Here is a 14,527-nt window from a genome sequence, read left to right as displayed (position 1 = left end):
TCAGAGTTCATCTTTCATTTCTGACGTAACAAAAAGGAGATTCCATGGCAGCCATCAAGAGAGCATTGATTTCGGTTTCAGACAAAGCGGGTATCCTCGAGCTGGCGAAAGAGTTGAACAGCTTCGGTGTTGAGCTTCTGTCGACCGGCGGAACCGCAAAAATGATTCGTGACGCCGGCATCCCGGTCATGGATGTTTCCGATTACACCGGCTTCCCGGAAATGATGAACGGTCGTGTCAAGACTCTTCATCCCAAAGTTCACGGTGGCCTGCTTGGCCTGCGCGACAACCCTGAGCATGTCGATGCCATGGCGAAGCACGACATCGAGCCGATCGACATGGTTGTTGTCAACCTCTATCCGTTCGAAGCGACCGTCGCCAAAGAAGATTGCACCCTGATCGACGCCATTGAGAACATCGACATCGGTGGCCCGACCATGCTGCGTAGCGCGGCCAAGAACAACAAGTTTGTCACCGTGATGGTTGACCCGACCGATTACGAAACCGTTATCGCCGAGATGAAGCAGAACGCTGGCGAAGTTTCCGAGCAGACCAACTTCAAACTGGCGGTCAAGGTTTACCAGCACACCGCAGCGTACGACGGTGCCATCTCCAACTGGCTCGGCAAAAAAACCGGCGAAGAGAACGCCGAGTTCGCCCCGACCCTGACCCTGCAGTATCACAAAGCTCAGGGGATGCGTTATGGCGAGAACCCGCATCAGAAGGCGGCCTTCTACGTTGAGAAAAACGTAACCGAGGCTTCAATCGCCACCGCCAAACAGCTGCAGGGCAAGGAGCTGTCCTACAATAATATCGGTGACACCGATGCCGCCCTCGAATGTGTCAAACAGTTCAGCGAAGGCCCGGCCTGCGTCATTGTCAAACACGCTAACCCTTGTGGGGTCGCTATCGGCGAGACACTGCTCGATGCCTATCAGCGTGCCTTCTCCACCGATCCCGAGTCGGCCTTTGGCGGTATCATCGCTTTCAACCAGGAGTTGGACGGTGAAACCGCCAAAGCGATCTGCGACAAGCAGTTTGTCGAGGTCATCATCGCGCCAAAGGTTTCCGCCGAGGCGGTCGAGGTTGTCGCGGCGAAGAAAAATGTTCGCCTGCTCGAGTGCGGCGAGTGGCCGGCCGAGCCGGGTCAGCGCCTCGACTTCAAACGCGTCAATGGCGGCCTGCTGGTACAGGACACCGACCTGCTGCTTTCTGCCGATATGAAAGTCGTCACCAAGCGTCAGCCGACTGCGGAAGAGATGAAGTCGCTTGAGTTCTCCTGGAAGGTGGCCAAGTTCGTCAAGTCGAACGCCATCGTCTACGGCAAGGACAACATGACCATCGGTGTCGGTGCCGGCCAGATGAGCCGTGTTAACTCGGCGCGTATTGCTGCCATCAAGGCTGAGCACGCCGGTTTGGAAGTGAGTGGCGCCGCTATGGCATCCGACGCTTTCTTCCCGTTCCGCGATGGTATCGACAACGCTGCTGCTGCCGGCATCACTGCCGTCATCCAGCCGGGTGGCTCGATTCGTGATGAAGAGGTTATTGCTGCTGCCGATGAGGCGGGCATCGCCATGGTGTTCACGAGTATGAGACACTTCCGTCATTAAGAAAGAATAGCCACCAAGGCGCCAAGAGCACCAAGAAAATCGTCAAAAGCTTTGGTCCTTCTTGGTGTCCTTAGTGTCTTGGTGGCTAATGATTTTTAAGGAGTTTGTCATGAAAGTACTAGTTGTCGGTGGTGGCGGACGCGAGCACGCCCTCTGCTGGAAAATCGCCCAGTCGCCGCTGGTTGAAACTCTCTACTGTGCGCCGGGGAATCCGGGCATCGCAGAAGTCGCCGAGTGTGTCAATATCGCTGCCGATGAGATCGAAACCCTCTGTGAATTCGCCCAGGCGGAAAAAATCGACCTGACCGTGGTTGGCCCGGAGGTGCCTTTGACTATGGGCATCGTTGATACTTTTCAGGAGGCTGGCCTCGAAGTCTTTGGACCGAATAAGGCCGCGGCACAGATCGAGGGGAGCAAAGGCTTTTCTAAAAATCTGATGGCGAAATACAATATCCCGACTGCGGACTATCAGAGTTTCACCGAGCATGCCGATGCTGTTGCCTACATCAAAGAGCAGGGCGCACCGATCGTTGTTAAAGCAGACGGTCTGGCTGCCGGTAAAGGCGTTATTGTTGCCATGACTGAGGAACAGGCGATTGCAGCTGTCGACGATATCATGCTCGATCAGGTGTTCGGTGATGCCGGTGCCAGTGTGGTCATCGAGGAGTTCATGGATGGTGAAGAGGCTTCTTTCTTTGCTTTTACCGATGGCAAGAATATTCTGCCGCTGGCATCCTCACAGGACCACAAGCGGGTTTATGATAACGACGAAGGGCCGAATACCGGCGGCATGGGAGCTTACTCTCCGGCTCCGGTAGTAACGGCCGAGCTTCATGATGTCATCGTCGATACTGTGGTCAAGCCGACGATCGCCGGCATGGCCCAGGATGGTTGCCCGTACAGCGGCATCCTCTACGTCGGCCTGATGATCAAAGAGGGCAAGCCGCGCGTGGTCGAGTTCAATGCCCGCTTCGGTGATCCGGAAGCACAGCCGCTGCTGATCCGCATGAAGGAAGATATCGTGCCGATCCTGCAGGCCTGTGCCCGCGGCGAGCTGAATCAGTCGAGCCTTGAGTGGCACGACAAAGCAGCTGTTTGTGTTGTCATGGCAAGCGGCGGTTACCCGGCTTCGTTCGAAAAGGGTTTGCCGATTTCCGGTCTGGATGAGGCAGCAAAAATCGAGGACATGGTGGTTTTCCACGCTGGAACTGCTTCCAAGGATGGGAAAATCGTTAACAACGGCGGCCGGGTGCTCGGTGTGACCGGCCTCGGCACCACGGTCAAGGATGCCATCGACAAGGCTTATGACGGTGTGGCCGCGATCGACTGGCAAAACGTTCACTATCGTAAAGACATCGGCGCACGGGCGCTGAACAGAGACTGATTGACGTAAGGAGTCCAAAAATGAGCGAAAACAAGCCTCTGGTCGGTATTTTGATGGGCAGTGACAACGATTACGGTGTCATGGCCGAAGCGGCAAAGGTTCTCAAGCAGTTCGGCATTCCGTTCGAGATGATCGTTTCCAGTGCTCATCGCACACCGGAACGCACGGCGACGTACGTCAGTGCAGCACGTGACAACGGTATCAAAGTGCTGATCGCCGGTGCTGGTGCCGCCGCTCACCTGGCTGGAGTCGTTGCAGCTGAAACCACGTTGCCTGTTATCGCTGTTCCGATTGACGCAACATCACTGCAGGGGTTGGATGCGCTGCTGGCGATGGTGCAGATGCCCGCAGGGATCCCGGTTGCGACCATGGCGATCGGCCCGGCAGGTGCGCGCAACGCTGGAATTTTTGCGGCGCAGATTCTGGCGACCGATAATATTGAGCTGGCAACCAAGCTTTCCAACTTCAAGGCGGAAATGGCTGCCGGGGTGATCAAAAAGTCTGATAAAGTCCAAGAAAAGTTGGCTGCTGACGGACTGATCTAAGAATATCAAAATTGTATACAATATACAGTTTTGGGGTTGACAGTTGCGATTGTGATGACTAAATTATCGACTGGTCAATGAACCGATTACATCAACAAGGAGAGAGGTAATTATTATGAAGAAGATGCTCGTACTGTTTGCCATCGTTGCTTTCGTTGCTGCTTCCGCTTTTGTTGCAGTTGCTCAGGACAAGGGTCCTGCTTCCATCACTATGGAAGTCAAGATGGGTAACGTCACTTTCGACCACGCCAAGCACCAGGGGCTGACCGATTGCGCAACCTGCCACCACACCGGCGATTTCGCTGCTTGTAAGTCCTGCCACGATGTCAAGCCGGAAGCTCCGAAATCCAAGAAGGCTTACCATGATCAGTGCAAAGGCTGCCACAAGAAGGAAAGCGGCCCGACCAAGTGTAAGGGGTGCCACGTCAAGTAATCTATTGACGTAGTTGCCGAGATAGATCAAAAAAGAGCCGATCCGGATTTTCCGGGTCGGCTCTTTTTTTTGTTCAGATGTCTGGAGGGAGTGATGCAGCGGGAAAACGAAACCATCGATGAGTTGTTGCTCGGCAATCTGCGCTTGCTGCAGGCGGAAAAGGGGTATCGTTTTTCAATCGATTCGATTTTGCTGAGCCGTTTTGTCAAGACTTGTGCTGACGATAGCGTAGTCGACCTCGGGACGGGTTGCGGTATTGTCCCGTTGTTGTTGGCCAAATTGGGGTCGGCACGGCAATTGGTTGGCATTGAACTGCAGTCACAGATGGCTGGGCGGGCAGAGCGTAATGTTGTCCTTAACGGTTTGCAGCAGCGGGTGCGGATTATCAATGGCGATCTGCGCAATGTCCGTGATCTTTTGCCCGACTCCTGCGCCGATCTGGTTGTGTCGAATCCGCCTTACCGTCCTGTCGGCAGCGGCCGTATTGCGCCGGAAGATGAGCGTGCGGCGGCGCGTCATGAACTGGCGGGTGGCCTGGAAAACTTTCTCGCTGCGGCGCGATGGCTGCTGAAAAACGGTGGGCGCTTTGCGGTGATCTATCTGGCTGAGCGATTGCCGGAATTGCTGCAGCAGATGAAGGGAGCCGGTATCGAGCCGAAGCGGTTACGCATGGTTCACCCAAGGCAGGGAGAGGCTGCCCGCATGGTTCTGGTCGAAGGGCGGATGGCTGGGCGCCCCGGTCTGCTGGTAGAACCACCGCTGTATATCTATCAGGGGGAGGGGAGGGATTATACCGCCGAGGTTTTGGCGTTTTATAAGGATGATCCGGACGATTAGTTGTTCGACCGGCCTTTATTTAATCTTTTCTGCAAAGTTGCAACGCGCTTCATTTCCGCCTGCAGTTCAGTGTCGTGCAGCGTGGCGAACATCTCTTCTATTTCTCGTTGTTCCTGGTCGGTCAGTTCTGCCAGCTCCATCTTGGGAACTTCCGGCTCTTTTTGGCCTTTGACTCTATTGCTGTACGGTGTCGGAGCTTTGCGCAGGAAGAGGTCGGAAATGTTTGCGTTTGGCAACTGTTGGTTCAGTTTTTGTAGAATCTGAGGCTTCAACATCTGCAGTTGCTGCATCCAGACCGGATGGTCGACCTGGACTTCAAGAATTCCCTGCCGAAAACGCAGGGGGCGAGCACGTTCAGCGATCTGCTTGCCAACAACCTGATCCCATATCAGCCAGGCCTGGTAGCGATTGAGTCGATCTTCCATGCCTCGATCACCGAGAACTTTTTTTAACAGTGGGCCGACCCGTTCGGCCTTTTTCATTGGGGCGCGATCTTTTCTGCTCATGGCAGGGTTCGACGGCGAATGCGGCCTCCGGCAAATTGTCCGGCAATAGCACAGGCCAGGGTCAGGGGAATGACTTGCCAGTTGAAGCCGAACATGCTGCGCAGGGCGATGATGAATGGAATCGACAGGTGGACCAAAACGAACCAGTGCAGGGAAAACTTGCGGCTGGTTTCACGCAGGTAGCCGAGCGGCAGGTTTGCGCCGAATGAAAAAATCAGCAATGCCGCGAGCGGCAGGATGGTTTCGAGGTGCACTTGAGGCTCTACCCTTCGGGAATTTTTCAGTAATCACTAGTCGTTACTTTACCCCTGCCGAGGTAACCCTGTCAATTCCAGAGGTTGTCTCATTACGTCCTTGCATGTCGAGGTCAAACGTGGCATGATGCGCGGCCGGGCTGGACTGGGAGGCCCAGCGAGGAGTGGTTTTGGTCAGGGACGGAGACTGTGTTGCCATCTTTCATTCGATTCATCGAGTGATGAAGGCAGAGAAGGCGCTAAAAGCAAAGAGCTTGGAAATACTGTCGATTCCAGTTCCGCGACAGCTCAGCTCTGATTGTGGGTTGGCGATCAGGTTTCGCCATGAGCTTCTCTCTGAGGTCGAAGCAGTTCTTCTGGCAGGTGAGGTAGAGATTGCCGAAGTCTGGTTGAAGCAGGACGGGGCATTCGTTCGGTTGAAGTAAGAGGCCTGTTTTGTGAGGGTTTTTGCGCTTGACATGGGTTGGACCCTTACATATATTTGTCCTTTCGTGAATTTTGCCGCAGTAATGGTATGTTTGATACATTATCCGACAAGCTAGATTCGGTTTTTAAGAAGCTCCGTGGACACGGCAAGCTCACCGAACAGCATATAAAAGAAACCATGCGGGAGATCCGCCTGGTGCTGCTGGAAGCGGACGTCAACTTCAAGGTTGTCAAAAGTTTCGTCAGCCGGGTTGGTGAGCGTGCTGCTGGTCAAGAGGTTCTCAAGAGCCTGACTCCGGCCCAGCAGGTGATCAAGGTGGTTCGCGAAGAACTGGCCGAGCTGATGGGTGAAGGGGAAGACAATTCCCTCGATCTGGCTGCAAGACCGCCGGTGCCGCTGATGCTTTGCGGTCTGCAGGGTGCTGGTAAAACCACTACCTGCGGCAAGCTGGCGCTGAAAATGCGCCGCGACAAACGGAATCCACTGTTGGTTCCCGCTGACGTTTATCGTCCGGCGGCGATTGAGCAGCTTAAAACTCTAGGCCGACAGCTCAATATCGAGGTGTTCGATTCGCACGCCGGGCAGGACCCGGTCGACATCTGCACCAGGGCTCGCGAATATGCAGAGCTGAACGGTTTTGATACACTGATACTTGATACCGCCGGTCGTTTGCACATCGACGAAGAATTGATGGGCGAGCTGAAGCGGATCGTCGCCAATGTTGCACCGCAGGAAATCCTGTTCGTCGCTGATGCGATGACTGGTCAGGATGCGGTGACTGTAGCGAAAAGTTTTGACGAGCAGCTGCCACTGACTGGCGTTGTCCTGACCAAGCTGGACGGTGACGCACGTGGTGGTGCAGCGTTGTCGATTCGCGCCGTTACCGGCAAGCCGATCAAGCTGGTCGGTATGGGCGAGAAACTCGACGCCTTGGAGCAGTTTCATCCTGATCGGATGGCTCAGCGGATTCTTGGCATGGGGGATGTCCTCAGCCTGATCGAGAAGGCCCAGTCTGCTGTCGATGAGGAAGATGCAGCCAAGATGGAGCAGGCGCTGCGCAAGGATGGTTTCACTTTGGAGACTTTTCTTGAGCAGATGCAGATGGTCAAGAAGATGGGTTCCATCGATTCGCTGTTGAAGATGATTCCTGGTGCTGGCAAGGCAATGAAGCAGGCCAAGGGGATGCAGCTGCCTGAAGAGGAATTGAAAAAGATCGAGGCGATTATTCGCTCAATGACCAAGAAAGAACGGCTCGATCACAAGATCCTCAACGGGTCACGCCGTTTGCGTATCGCCAACGGTAGTGGTACCCGGGTGCAGGACGTTAACCAGTTGTTGAAGCGCTTCGTTGAAGCGCAGAAGATGATGAAGAAGATGCAGAAGATGGGCCCGAAGGGGCTCAAGGGAATGCTCGGCGGCCGAGGTGGCGGCCAACTTCCCTTTTAGATTGCCAATAAAAGAATAGAGAAACAAATTCTACTATTCGCAACACATAAAAGTACAAAAGTACGGAGGAAAAACAGCATGTCAGTAAAAATCAGGCTCGCCCGCGGCGGTGCAAAGAAGAAACCTTTCTACCAAGTCGTTGTCGCCGATGAGCGTTGCCCTCGGGATGGTCGTTTTATCGAGAAACTGGGTCAGTACGATCCGCGTCAGGACCAGCCCCTGCTGAACTTCAAGGAAGAGCGTGCCCTTGAGTGGCTCAACAAGGGTGCTCAGCCGACTGATACGGTTCGCCGGTTGCTGCGTGGCGCCGGTGTCTGGGCCAAGTTCAAGGCGAAGGACGCTGCACAAGCCTAACGCCTGATCTGGTCCGAATCCGGGGCAACGGCCCCTATCCACCCGGAGGATGACCCATGAAAGACCTGATCGAGTACATCGCCAAGTCGTTGGTCGAAAAACCTGACGAGATCGTGATCTCCGAAGAGGAGGCCGAAGATGGAACTGTTCTCGTCAAGTTGGCGGCCGCCCAGGAAGATATGGGGCGGATTATCGGCAAACAGGGACGCAACGCCAAGGCGATGCGGACCTTGCTGAACGCCAAAGCGACCCGTGAAAACAAACGGGCTTCGTTGCAGATCATGGAATAGTCCGGCTTCGGATCGGTTGAAAGAGTAGGACAGATGGACAACCGATCGGGTTCGTTGCTGGAAATCGGGAAAATCGTCGGAACTCACGGTTTGCGTGGTGACCTCAAGGTTCGCCTGCATTCCGGTACCCCCGAGATTTTACTGGATGCAGATCAGGTCACGTTGCACCTGCCCTCAGGTGAAAAACTGACAGTCGAACCGACGCGTCAGTCGCTCCACAAAGGGCAGGTTTTGTTGCGTTTGCAGGGGTACGATTCGATCAACCAGGTCGAGCCGATGATTGGCGCGCAGGTTCTGCTGCACGAAGCTCAGCTGCCCGAACTGGAAGAAGATGAGTATTACTGGGCTGATTTGAAGGGCCTGCAGGTTGTCGATCAGCAAAAAGGCGTACTCGGCAAGCTGCACCAGATGTTTAACACCGCGGCGCATGACACTTACGTTGTCACCGGGCCCTACGGGGAAGTGCTGATCCCGGCCGTGGCACAATTTATCCAGGAGATTGATCTGGACCAGCGGGTGATGAGAGTCGACCTGCCGGAAGGATTAGTTCCGGACGAAGAATGATCTTTGACGTTTTGACCCTGTTCCCGGGAATGTTCGACTCGCCTTTGCAGGAGAGCATTCTTGGCCGCGCCATCAAGCAGGACCTGCTGAAGGTTCGCGCGCACAACCTGCGTGACTGGGCGGAAGGCAAGCACCTGACCACCGACGATACCCCGTACGGGGGTGGTGACGGTATGGTGATGAAGCCGGAGCCGATTGCCAGGGCGGTGGCCGCGCTGAAAGAACAGACGCCACAGGCAAAAGTGCTGATGATGACGCCGCAGGGCGTCCCCTTTACTCAACAGCACGCCAAGACGCTTGCGCAGGAAGACGGATTGATTTTCCTCTGCGGGCGTTACGAAGGGTTCGACGAGCGGATACGGCAAACGCTGGTTGATGCCGAATTCTCGCTTGGTGACTTTGTGCTGACCGGAGGAGAGCTGCCGGCGATGGTGATGATCGATGCCATTTCCCGTTATGTTCCCGGTGTCCTCGGCAGCGAGGGGAGCGCGGAGACTGATTCGTTTTCTGACGGCCTGCTGGAGTACCCGCAGTACACGCGACCGGCAGTGTTTGAGGGAATGGAAGTGCCGAAGGTGCTGCTCTCCGGTGATCACGGCAAAATTGCTCGTTGGCGGCGCGAACAACAGCTGCTGCGGACACTGAAAAGGCGCCCGGAGCTTTTGCAGCAGGCAGAACTGACAGATGAAGATTTAAAGATTCTGACGCAACTGAAGCAGTCGGAATCGCAAAACTAGAAACCGAAGACAACCGAATAAGCTAAACGGAATTGATACATCGAGGAGGATGAAGATGAACATCATCGATCAACTAGAATTGGAACAATTGAAGAAGGATATCCCGGCATTCAAAGCGGGCGATACCTTGAAAGTCTACGTAAAAATCACCGAGGGTGACAAGCAGCGTATCCAGGTTTTCCAGGGCGTCTGCATCAAGCGTATTAACCGCGGTCTCGGTTCTTCCTACACCGTGCGCAAGATGTCCGGTGGTATCGGCGTCGAGCGGATTTTCCCGCTGCACTCCCCGAGCATCGACAAGATCGAAGTCGTTCGCGTCGGTCGTGTGCGTCGCGCCAAGCTGTACTACCTGCGCAACTTGCGTGGTAAGGCTGCACGTATTGCTGAGAAGCGCGTGGTCTGATCCGCTAATATCGGTTAAACTAAGCCCCCAGCGATTGTTGGGGGCTTTTTTTTTCTCTTTTTCCGGGTTTGAAAACTGATGAGTAATCTGGAACTTTTCGCCGATAGCGAAATCTCGACACTCTATTTTGAAGAACAGGCGAAAGCAAAAGGCTTTAAAGCGATAGCCGGTATTGACGAGGCCGGTCGCGGACCACTGGCCGGTCCGGTTGTGGCTGCCGCTGTGATCCTGCCGGATGATTTCGAGTTACCCGGGCTGACCGATTCGAAAAAGCTGACAGAAAAGCAACGCGATAGATTTTATCCGCTGATCCGTAAGCAAGCGCGTGCTGTCGGTATAGGGGTTGCGACGGCAGAAGAGATCGATCAGGTCAATATTCTGCAGGCAACGCTTAAGGCAATGCAGCGGGCAATCGGCCGACTCAAAGACTGTCCGGATCATCTTTTGATCGATGGCATCACCCCACTGCCTGTGCAAATATCTCAGCAGACATTGAAAAAAGGTGATAGCCGTTCTCTGTCGATTGCGGCGGCTTCAGTGGTGGCGAAAGTCGTGCGGGACCGGATCATGTACAGTCTCGACAGACAGCATCCCGGTTACGGCTTCGCTAAGCATAAAGGGTATGGCACGGCTGCGCATCGTAGTGCAATTGCCGAATTGAAACCCTGCAGGCATCATCGTGCCAGTTTTGCCGGTGTGCGGGAGCACCTGGAGAGATGACACAGCAGCGCCTGGCTTTGGGAAAATGGGGGGAGGAGCATGCTGTTGCATTTTTACTTGAGCAAGGCTGCAAAATTCTGGCGAGGAATTATCGTACGCCGGTCGGCGAGATCGATATTGTCGCCAGCAAGCGTAAAGAGTTGCTGTTTGTCGAAGTAAAAACACGTCGTGGATGCAGTTTCGGTTTACCTCAGGAGGCTGTCGGAGCGCGCAAACAACAGCAGATCATCCGCACCGCTCAATGGTATCTGCAGCAGGAAAAAACTGCCAAATTGCAGCCCCGATTTGATGTTATCGCAATTCTGTGCCAGAGTGACCAGATTGCGGAAATCCAGCATTTCCCGAACGCATTCGGTTTGAGCTAGGCAGAGGAGAGGTTATGACGGAAACGGCAAGCGGGCAGTCGATAAATCTGGCCGATTACGGGATGTTGCGGCTTGGTGTGGCAACACCCGAATTGCGCATTGCTGATGTCGATTTCAACCTGGAACAGATTTGCCTGCTGGCGAAGCAGGCTTCTATGCAACAGTGCAAGCTGCTGCTTTTCCCGGAGCTCTGCCTCAGTGGCTACACCTGTGCAGACCTGTTTTTTCAGCGACCGTTGCAGCATCGGGTAGAGCAGGCACTGATCGAACTGGCAAAATTTACTGCGGATGAGAAAGTCGCTTTGGTCGTTGGCGCGCCACTGGCCGCCAGTGGTCGGCTGTTTAATTGTGCTGTGCTGATTGCTGATGGTGAGATTTGCGGAGTTGTGCCAAAGACTTTTCTGCCGAATTCAGGCGAATTTTACGAGCAGCGCTGGTTCAGCTCTGCACGTGAGCGCAGCAGCAATTACATTCTGATCGACGGCCAGCAGATATCTTTTGGCGACGATCTTCTCTTTCGTGCCGAGGAATTCCCTGATTGTCAGATCGGTATAGAAATCTGTGAAGATGCCTGGGCGGTTGCGCCGCCAAGTGGTTCTCAGGCTCTGGTCGGTGCGACCCTGTTACTCAATCTTTCCGCCAGCCCGGAGATTCTCGGCAAGCAGGCTTACCGTCGGGCGCTGGTGTCGGCGCAATCGGCGCGCTGCCTGGCGGCTTATGCTTATGCCTCGGCCGGGCCAAACGAATCGAGCACCGATCTGGTTTTTTCCGGCCATTCCTTGATAGCAGAAAATGGTCAGATATTGGCCGAAACAGAGCGTTTCCAGTTCGATAACCAGCTGGCTGTTGCCGACGTCGACCTGGAGCGTCTTGTTGGCGAGCGGCAACGCAACAGCAGTTTTGCCGCCGGCCATCCAGTTCACAACTTCCGTATTCAATCTTTCCGTCTTGCCTCCGCTGACGTCAGTGAACTGAAACGGCCTGTTGCGCGCACTCCCTTTGTGCCGCCGGATGATGCAGAGCGCGCGGCCCGATGTCAGGAAATTTTTCTGCTGCAGACCAGTGGGTTGGCCAAGCGTTTGCGTCACACCGGCAGCAAGCAGGTGGTGATCGGTCTTTCCGGCGGACTCGATTCAACGCTGGCGCTGCTGGTGACGGTCAAGGCTTTCGATCGTCTCGGCCTCGACCGCAAAGGGATTGTCGCTATCACCATGCCCGGTTTCGGTACGACTGAGCGCACCAAGGGCAACGCTGAGGTTCTCGCTGAAGAGTTGGGGACAGAACTGCGTATCGTGCCGATCGACGCCGCGGTCATCCAGCATTTTCAGGATATCGGTCACGACGAAACCAGGCATGATATTACGTACGAAAACAGCCAGGCACGTGAACGGACACAGATCCTGATGGATGTCGCCAACCAGGTCGGCGGCCTGGTGATCGGTACCGGGGATCTTTCCGAGCTGGCACTGGGCTGGTGTACTTACAACGGTGATCACATGTCGATGTACGGGGTCAATGTCGGCGTGCCGAAGACGTTGGTGCGCTACCTGGTCGACTGGTGCGCAAAGGAGGAATTCTCGGGCAGAGTCTCCGAGGTCCTGATCGATGTTTGTAATACCCCGGTTTCGCCCGAGTTGCTGCCGCCGGATGAGAACGGCGAGATCGCGCAGAAGACGGAACAGGTGGTCGGCCCCTACGAGTTACACGACTTCTTCCTCTACCAGGTGGTACGTATGCATTACGCCCCGGCCAAGGTGCTGATGCTGGCGGAGTTGGCTTTCTCCGACATGCCGCGCGAAGAGATTATGAAGTGGTTGCGTCAGTTCTACTGGCGTTTCTTTTCCCAGCAGTTCAAACGCTCCTGCCTGCCGGACGGCCCGAAGGTCGGTACCGTCGCTTTGTCGCCGCGTGGTGACTGGCGCATGCCGAGTGATGCCACCGTCAATCTTTGGTTGCAACAACTGGAGTCGCTTGCGTGAGCGGAATTCTCTATGTTGTTGCTACCCCGATCGGCAATCTGGAGGACATGACCTACCGCGCCGTGCGGGTGCTGCAGGAAGTCGACCTGATCGCCGCCGAGGATACCCGGCACAGTCGTAAACTCCTTGAACACTATGGCATCAAGACCCCGTTGATTTCCTACCATGAGCACAACGAGGAACAGCGCGCTGCTCAGTTGATTGAAAAACTGCAGGCGGGGCAATCGCTCGCCTTGATTAGCGACGCAGGGACCCCCTGTATCGCTGATCCCGGTTACCGTCTGGTTTTTCGCTGCCGCGCAGCGGGTGTCACTGTTGCTGCTGTGCCGGGCGCTTCGGCATTGATTGCGGCTCTCTCGATTGCCGGTCTGCCGACCGATGCGTTCCGTTTTGTCGGTTTTCTGCCTGCCAAGTCTCACGGCCGCCGACAGGTGCTCGAACAGCTCAAAGATGAGCAGCAGACTGTCGCTTTCTACGAGGGTCCGCATCGGTTGCAGGCTTCCCTGCAGGATATTGCCGATATCTGTGGGGAGGACAGGCTGATTTCTGTCGCACGAGAATTGACAAAACGGCACGAGGAACTGTTCGGCGGGACTGTCGCAGAAGCACTTGAACATTACGCCGAAGGGAAGGTGAAGGGTGAGTTGGTGTTGCTGCTCGGCCCGGCGCCACCGCGCAAACCCCAGGGAACGGTAAAAGAGGAGCTTGCCCGGCTGCACGCTGAAACCGATCTGACTTGGAAACAAATCGTCAAGCAGGTGGCAAAAGATTTCAACCTGCCTGGCAGCGATGTTTATAAAGAATCGCTGGAGCTCAGGGGCAACGACTAAGCAGCCTGGTGACTTCGTCGCCTCTCCAGCAGTTCCTGCGCTTCGACTGACAGCGTGGCGATCGGGTAGGCCAGCAGCCGCTTGATGCCGATCTCCTCTCCACTCTCCAGGCAATAGCCGAAGCTGCCATCTTCCAGCCTGCCGAGTGCAGCATCGATCTGTAGTATCAACTTCTGCTGCCGACTTCTGGCAAGAAAATCCATCGTGCGATTGCTGTCCTTAACGCTCTGGTCGAGGATGTCTCCACCATTTGGGTCGTTTTCCAGCAGCCTTTGACGGGAGAGGCGACTTTCGCTGTTGAGTCGATTCCGCCAGTCGATCAACTGGCCGCGGAAGTAGGCGAGCTGCTGATCGTTCATGTAGGACTCGTTACTGCTTGGTTGATAGGTAATCTCAATTTCAGACATCAGCTTTTCCTTTCTCCTGAGCGCGAAGTGAAATCACTGCCGAGGAAGCTATCAGCTCTTTTTGTGCTGTTGGTCAGCGATTTATAAGGGTTGTGTGAGAAATGTACGGTCAGGAAAGTAGTGAGAATAACTCGCCAAGAAACGGTTACTGGAGGAGGAAAAGCGGGCTCTGCAGCAGAATGTGCAGCGGCGGATTCAGGCGGAAAAAGAGAAAGATCAGCTGATCGGAGAGTTACGAAGCGCGTTGCAGGAGGTGGATACGCTTCGCGGGCTGCTGCCGATCTGCAGCTATTGCCACAAAATCAGAGATGATGAGGGGCTTTGGAATCGGATTGAAACTTATCTTGAGCAGCGTGCAGAGGTCTCTTTCTCGCACGGCATCTGTCCAGATTGTCGGGATGAGCATTTTCCGGAATACAGCAAGAAAGGCTCCTGA

The 14,527-nt window shown here is 54.9% G+C and carries 20 protein-coding genes; 17 read left to right on the top strand and 3 right to left on the bottom strand.

What is annotated here, in order from left to right; translation table 11 throughout:
- Positions 1-44: 44 nt before the first annotated feature.
- The 5 genes from purH (at position 45) to BUB13_RS04855 (ending at position 4,809) form a co-directional block, all read left to right on the top strand.
- Positions 45-1,610: a bifunctional phosphoribosylaminoimidazolecarboxamide formyltransferase/IMP cyclohydrolase gene (purH, locus tag BUB13_RS04875; RefSeq protein ID WP_072906131.1), complete on the top strand. Its 1,566-nt coding sequence runs from the start codon at positions 45-47 to the stop codon at positions 1,608-1,610.
- A 109-nt stretch (positions 1,611-1,719) separates the two neighbouring features.
- Positions 1,720-2,994 (top strand): phosphoribosylamine--glycine ligase, encoded by a 1,275-nt coding sequence (gene purD, locus BUB13_RS04870; protein ID WP_072906129.1) that lies wholly within the window; start codon positions 1,720-1,722, stop codon positions 2,992-2,994.
- 20 nt (positions 2,995-3,014) lie between these two features.
- Positions 3,015-3,539: a 5-(carboxyamino)imidazole ribonucleotide mutase gene (gene purE, locus BUB13_RS04865; protein WP_072906127.1), complete on the top strand. Its 525-nt coding sequence runs from the start codon at positions 3,015-3,017 to the stop codon at positions 3,537-3,539.
- A 115-nt stretch (positions 3,540-3,654) separates the two neighbouring features.
- Positions 3,655-3,972, top strand: coding sequence for a cytochrome c3 family protein (locus BUB13_RS04860; protein WP_072906125.1), 318 nt, complete (start codon positions 3,655-3,657; stop codon positions 3,970-3,972).
- A 93-nt stretch (positions 3,973-4,065) separates the two neighbouring features.
- On the top strand, positions 4,066-4,809 hold the full coding sequence (locus BUB13_RS04855) for a tRNA1(Val) (adenine(37)-N6)-methyltransferase (protein WP_072906123.1): 744 nt from the start codon (positions 4,066-4,068) through the stop codon (positions 4,807-4,809).
- Here BUB13_RS04855 and BUB13_RS04850 read toward each other — a convergent pair.
- Both BUB13_RS04850 and BUB13_RS04845 read right to left on the bottom strand, forming a co-directional pair.
- Complete coding sequence (locus BUB13_RS04850; RefSeq protein WP_072906121.1) at positions 4,806-5,315, bottom strand: DciA family protein; 510 nt, start codon at positions 5,313-5,315, stop codon at positions 4,806-4,808. The genes BUB13_RS04855 and BUB13_RS04850 overlap by 4 nt on opposite strands.
- Entirely contained in the window at positions 5,312-5,569 is a 258-nt protein-coding gene (locus BUB13_RS04845; RefSeq protein WP_084091747.1) for a hypothetical protein, read from the bottom strand. Before BUB13_RS04845 ends, BUB13_RS04850 begins: the two co-directional genes overlap by 4 nt.
- 164 nt (positions 5,570-5,733) lie before the next feature.
- Here BUB13_RS04845 and BUB13_RS04840 point away from each other — a divergent pair, with 164 nt between their 5' ends.
- From BUB13_RS04840 to rsmI, 11 genes are all read left to right on the top strand, one after another.
- Complete coding sequence (locus BUB13_RS04840) at positions 5,734-5,994, top strand: putative Se/S carrier protein (protein ID WP_425269176.1); 261 nt, start codon at positions 5,734-5,736, stop codon at positions 5,992-5,994.
- An 89-nt stretch (positions 5,995-6,083) separates the two neighbouring features.
- On the top strand, positions 6,084-7,442 hold the full coding sequence (gene ffh / locus BUB13_RS04835) for a signal recognition particle protein (RefSeq protein WP_072906116.1): 1,359 nt from the start codon (positions 6,084-6,086) through the stop codon (positions 7,440-7,442).
- Positions 7,443-7,520: 78 nt separating this feature from the next.
- Positions 7,521-7,796, top strand: coding sequence for a 30S ribosomal protein S16 (gene rpsP, locus BUB13_RS04830; protein ID WP_072906114.1), 276 nt, complete (start codon positions 7,521-7,523; stop codon positions 7,794-7,796).
- A 56-nt stretch (positions 7,797-7,852) separates the two neighbouring features.
- The gene (locus BUB13_RS04825; protein WP_072906112.1) at positions 7,853-8,086 is read left to right on the top strand and encodes a KH domain-containing protein; all 234 of its coding nucleotides are present in this window, start codon (positions 7,853-7,855) and stop codon (positions 8,084-8,086) included.
- A 33-nt stretch (positions 8,087-8,119) separates the two neighbouring features.
- Positions 8,120-8,650 carry a ribosome maturation factor RimM gene (rimM, locus tag BUB13_RS04820; protein ID WP_072906110.1) on the top strand — a complete coding sequence of 177 codons (531 nt, stop codon included), beginning with the start codon at positions 8,120-8,122 and terminating at the stop codon, positions 8,648-8,650.
- Positions 8,647-9,387 (top strand): tRNA (guanosine(37)-N1)-methyltransferase TrmD, encoded by a 741-nt coding sequence (trmD, locus tag BUB13_RS04815; RefSeq protein WP_072906108.1) that lies wholly within the window; start codon positions 8,647-8,649, stop codon positions 9,385-9,387. Before rimM ends, trmD begins: the two co-directional genes overlap by 4 nt.
- 55 nt (positions 9,388-9,442) lie before the next feature.
- The gene (gene rplS, locus BUB13_RS04810; RefSeq protein WP_072906106.1) at positions 9,443-9,790 is read left to right on the top strand and encodes a 50S ribosomal protein L19; all 348 of its coding nucleotides are present in this window, start codon (positions 9,443-9,445) and stop codon (positions 9,788-9,790) included.
- A gap of 78 nt (positions 9,791-9,868) precedes the next feature.
- Positions 9,869-10,510, top strand: a complete 642-nt coding sequence (locus tag BUB13_RS04805; protein WP_072906104.1) for a ribonuclease HII — start codon at positions 9,869-9,871, stop codon at positions 10,508-10,510.
- On the top strand, positions 10,507-10,875 hold the full coding sequence (locus tag BUB13_RS04800; protein ID WP_072906102.1) for a YraN family protein: 369 nt from the start codon (positions 10,507-10,509) through the stop codon (positions 10,873-10,875). The genes BUB13_RS04805 and BUB13_RS04800 overlap by 4 nt, the downstream gene beginning before the upstream one ends.
- Positions 10,876-10,889: 14 nt before the next feature.
- Positions 10,890-12,854, top strand: a complete 1,965-nt coding sequence (locus BUB13_RS04795; RefSeq protein WP_072906100.1) for an NAD(+) synthase — start codon at positions 10,890-10,892, stop codon at positions 12,852-12,854.
- On the top strand, positions 12,851-13,684 hold the full coding sequence (gene rsmI / locus BUB13_RS04790) for a 16S rRNA (cytidine(1402)-2'-O)-methyltransferase (protein WP_072906098.1): 834 nt from the start codon (positions 12,851-12,853) through the stop codon (positions 13,682-13,684). The genes BUB13_RS04795 and rsmI overlap by 4 nt, the downstream gene beginning before the upstream one ends.
- Here the strand turns inward: rsmI and BUB13_RS04785 are convergent.
- Positions 13,681-14,091 carry a TraR/DksA family transcriptional regulator gene (locus BUB13_RS04785; RefSeq protein WP_072906096.1) on the bottom strand — a complete coding sequence of 137 codons (411 nt, stop codon included), beginning with the start codon at positions 14,089-14,091 and terminating at the stop codon, positions 13,681-13,683. The two genes, rsmI and BUB13_RS04785, sit on opposite strands and share 4 nt — an antisense overlap.
- A gap of 181 nt (positions 14,092-14,272) precedes the next feature.
- On the opposite strand from BUB13_RS04785, the gene BUB13_RS04780 reads away from it, so the two are divergent.
- Entirely contained in the window at positions 14,273-14,527 is a 255-nt protein-coding gene (locus tag BUB13_RS04780) for a hypothetical protein (protein ID WP_072906094.1), read from the top strand.

The sequence above is a fragment of the Malonomonas rubra DSM 5091 genome (assembly GCF_900142125.1).
GTDB lineage: Bacteria > Desulfobacterota > Desulfuromonadia > Desulfuromonadales > Geopsychrobacteraceae > Malonomonas > Malonomonas rubra.
Note: the sequence above shows the minus strand (reverse complement) of the source record. Positions and strands in the feature narration are given on the sequence as shown.

What these genes read in the sequence shown, in the direction of transcription:
- purH (WP_072906131.1), top strand. Translation starts at nt 45, where the DNA reads ATGGCAGCCATCAAGAGAGCATTGATTTCGGTTTCAGACAAAGCGGGT.
- purD (WP_072906129.1), top strand. Translation starts at nt 1,720, where the DNA reads ATGAAAGTACTAGTTGTCGGTGGTGGCGGACGCGAGCACGCCCTCTGC.
- purE (WP_072906127.1), top strand. Translation starts at nt 3,015, where the DNA reads ATGAGCGAAAACAAGCCTCTGGTCGGTATTTTGATGGGCAGTGACAAC.
- BUB13_RS04860 (WP_072906125.1), top strand. Translation starts at nt 3,655, where the DNA reads ATGAAGAAGATGCTCGTACTGTTTGCCATCGTTGCTTTCGTTGCTGCT.
- BUB13_RS04855 (WP_072906123.1), top strand. Translation starts at nt 4,066, where the DNA reads ATGCAGCGGGAAAACGAAACCATCGATGAGTTGTTGCTCGGCAATCTG.
- BUB13_RS04850 (WP_072906121.1), bottom strand. Translation starts at nt 5,315, where the DNA reads ATGAGCAGAAAAGATCGCGCCCCAATGAAAAAGGCCGAACGGGTCGGC.
- ffh (WP_072906116.1), top strand. Translation starts at nt 6,084, where the DNA reads ATGTTTGATACATTATCCGACAAGCTAGATTCGGTTTTTAAGAAGCTC.
- rpsP (WP_072906114.1), top strand. Translation starts at nt 7,521, where the DNA reads ATGTCAGTAAAAATCAGGCTCGCCCGCGGCGGTGCAAAGAAGAAACCT.
- BUB13_RS04825 (WP_072906112.1), top strand. Translation starts at nt 7,853, where the DNA reads ATGAAAGACCTGATCGAGTACATCGCCAAGTCGTTGGTCGAAAAACCT.
- rimM (WP_072906110.1), top strand. Translation starts at nt 8,120, where the DNA reads ATGGACAACCGATCGGGTTCGTTGCTGGAAATCGGGAAAATCGTCGGA.
- trmD (WP_072906108.1), top strand. Translation starts at nt 8,647, where the DNA reads ATGATCTTTGACGTTTTGACCCTGTTCCCGGGAATGTTCGACTCGCCT.
- rplS (WP_072906106.1), top strand. Translation starts at nt 9,443, where the DNA reads ATGAACATCATCGATCAACTAGAATTGGAACAATTGAAGAAGGATATC.
- BUB13_RS04805 (WP_072906104.1), top strand. Translation starts at nt 9,869, where the DNA reads ATGAGTAATCTGGAACTTTTCGCCGATAGCGAAATCTCGACACTCTAT.
- BUB13_RS04800 (WP_072906102.1), top strand. Translation starts at nt 10,507, where the DNA reads ATGACACAGCAGCGCCTGGCTTTGGGAAAATGGGGGGAGGAGCATGCT.
- BUB13_RS04795 (WP_072906100.1), top strand. Translation starts at nt 10,890, where the DNA reads ATGACGGAAACGGCAAGCGGGCAGTCGATAAATCTGGCCGATTACGGG.
- BUB13_RS04785 (WP_072906096.1), bottom strand. Translation starts at nt 14,091, where the DNA reads ATGTCTGAAATTGAGATTACCTATCAACCAAGCAGTAACGAGTCCTAC.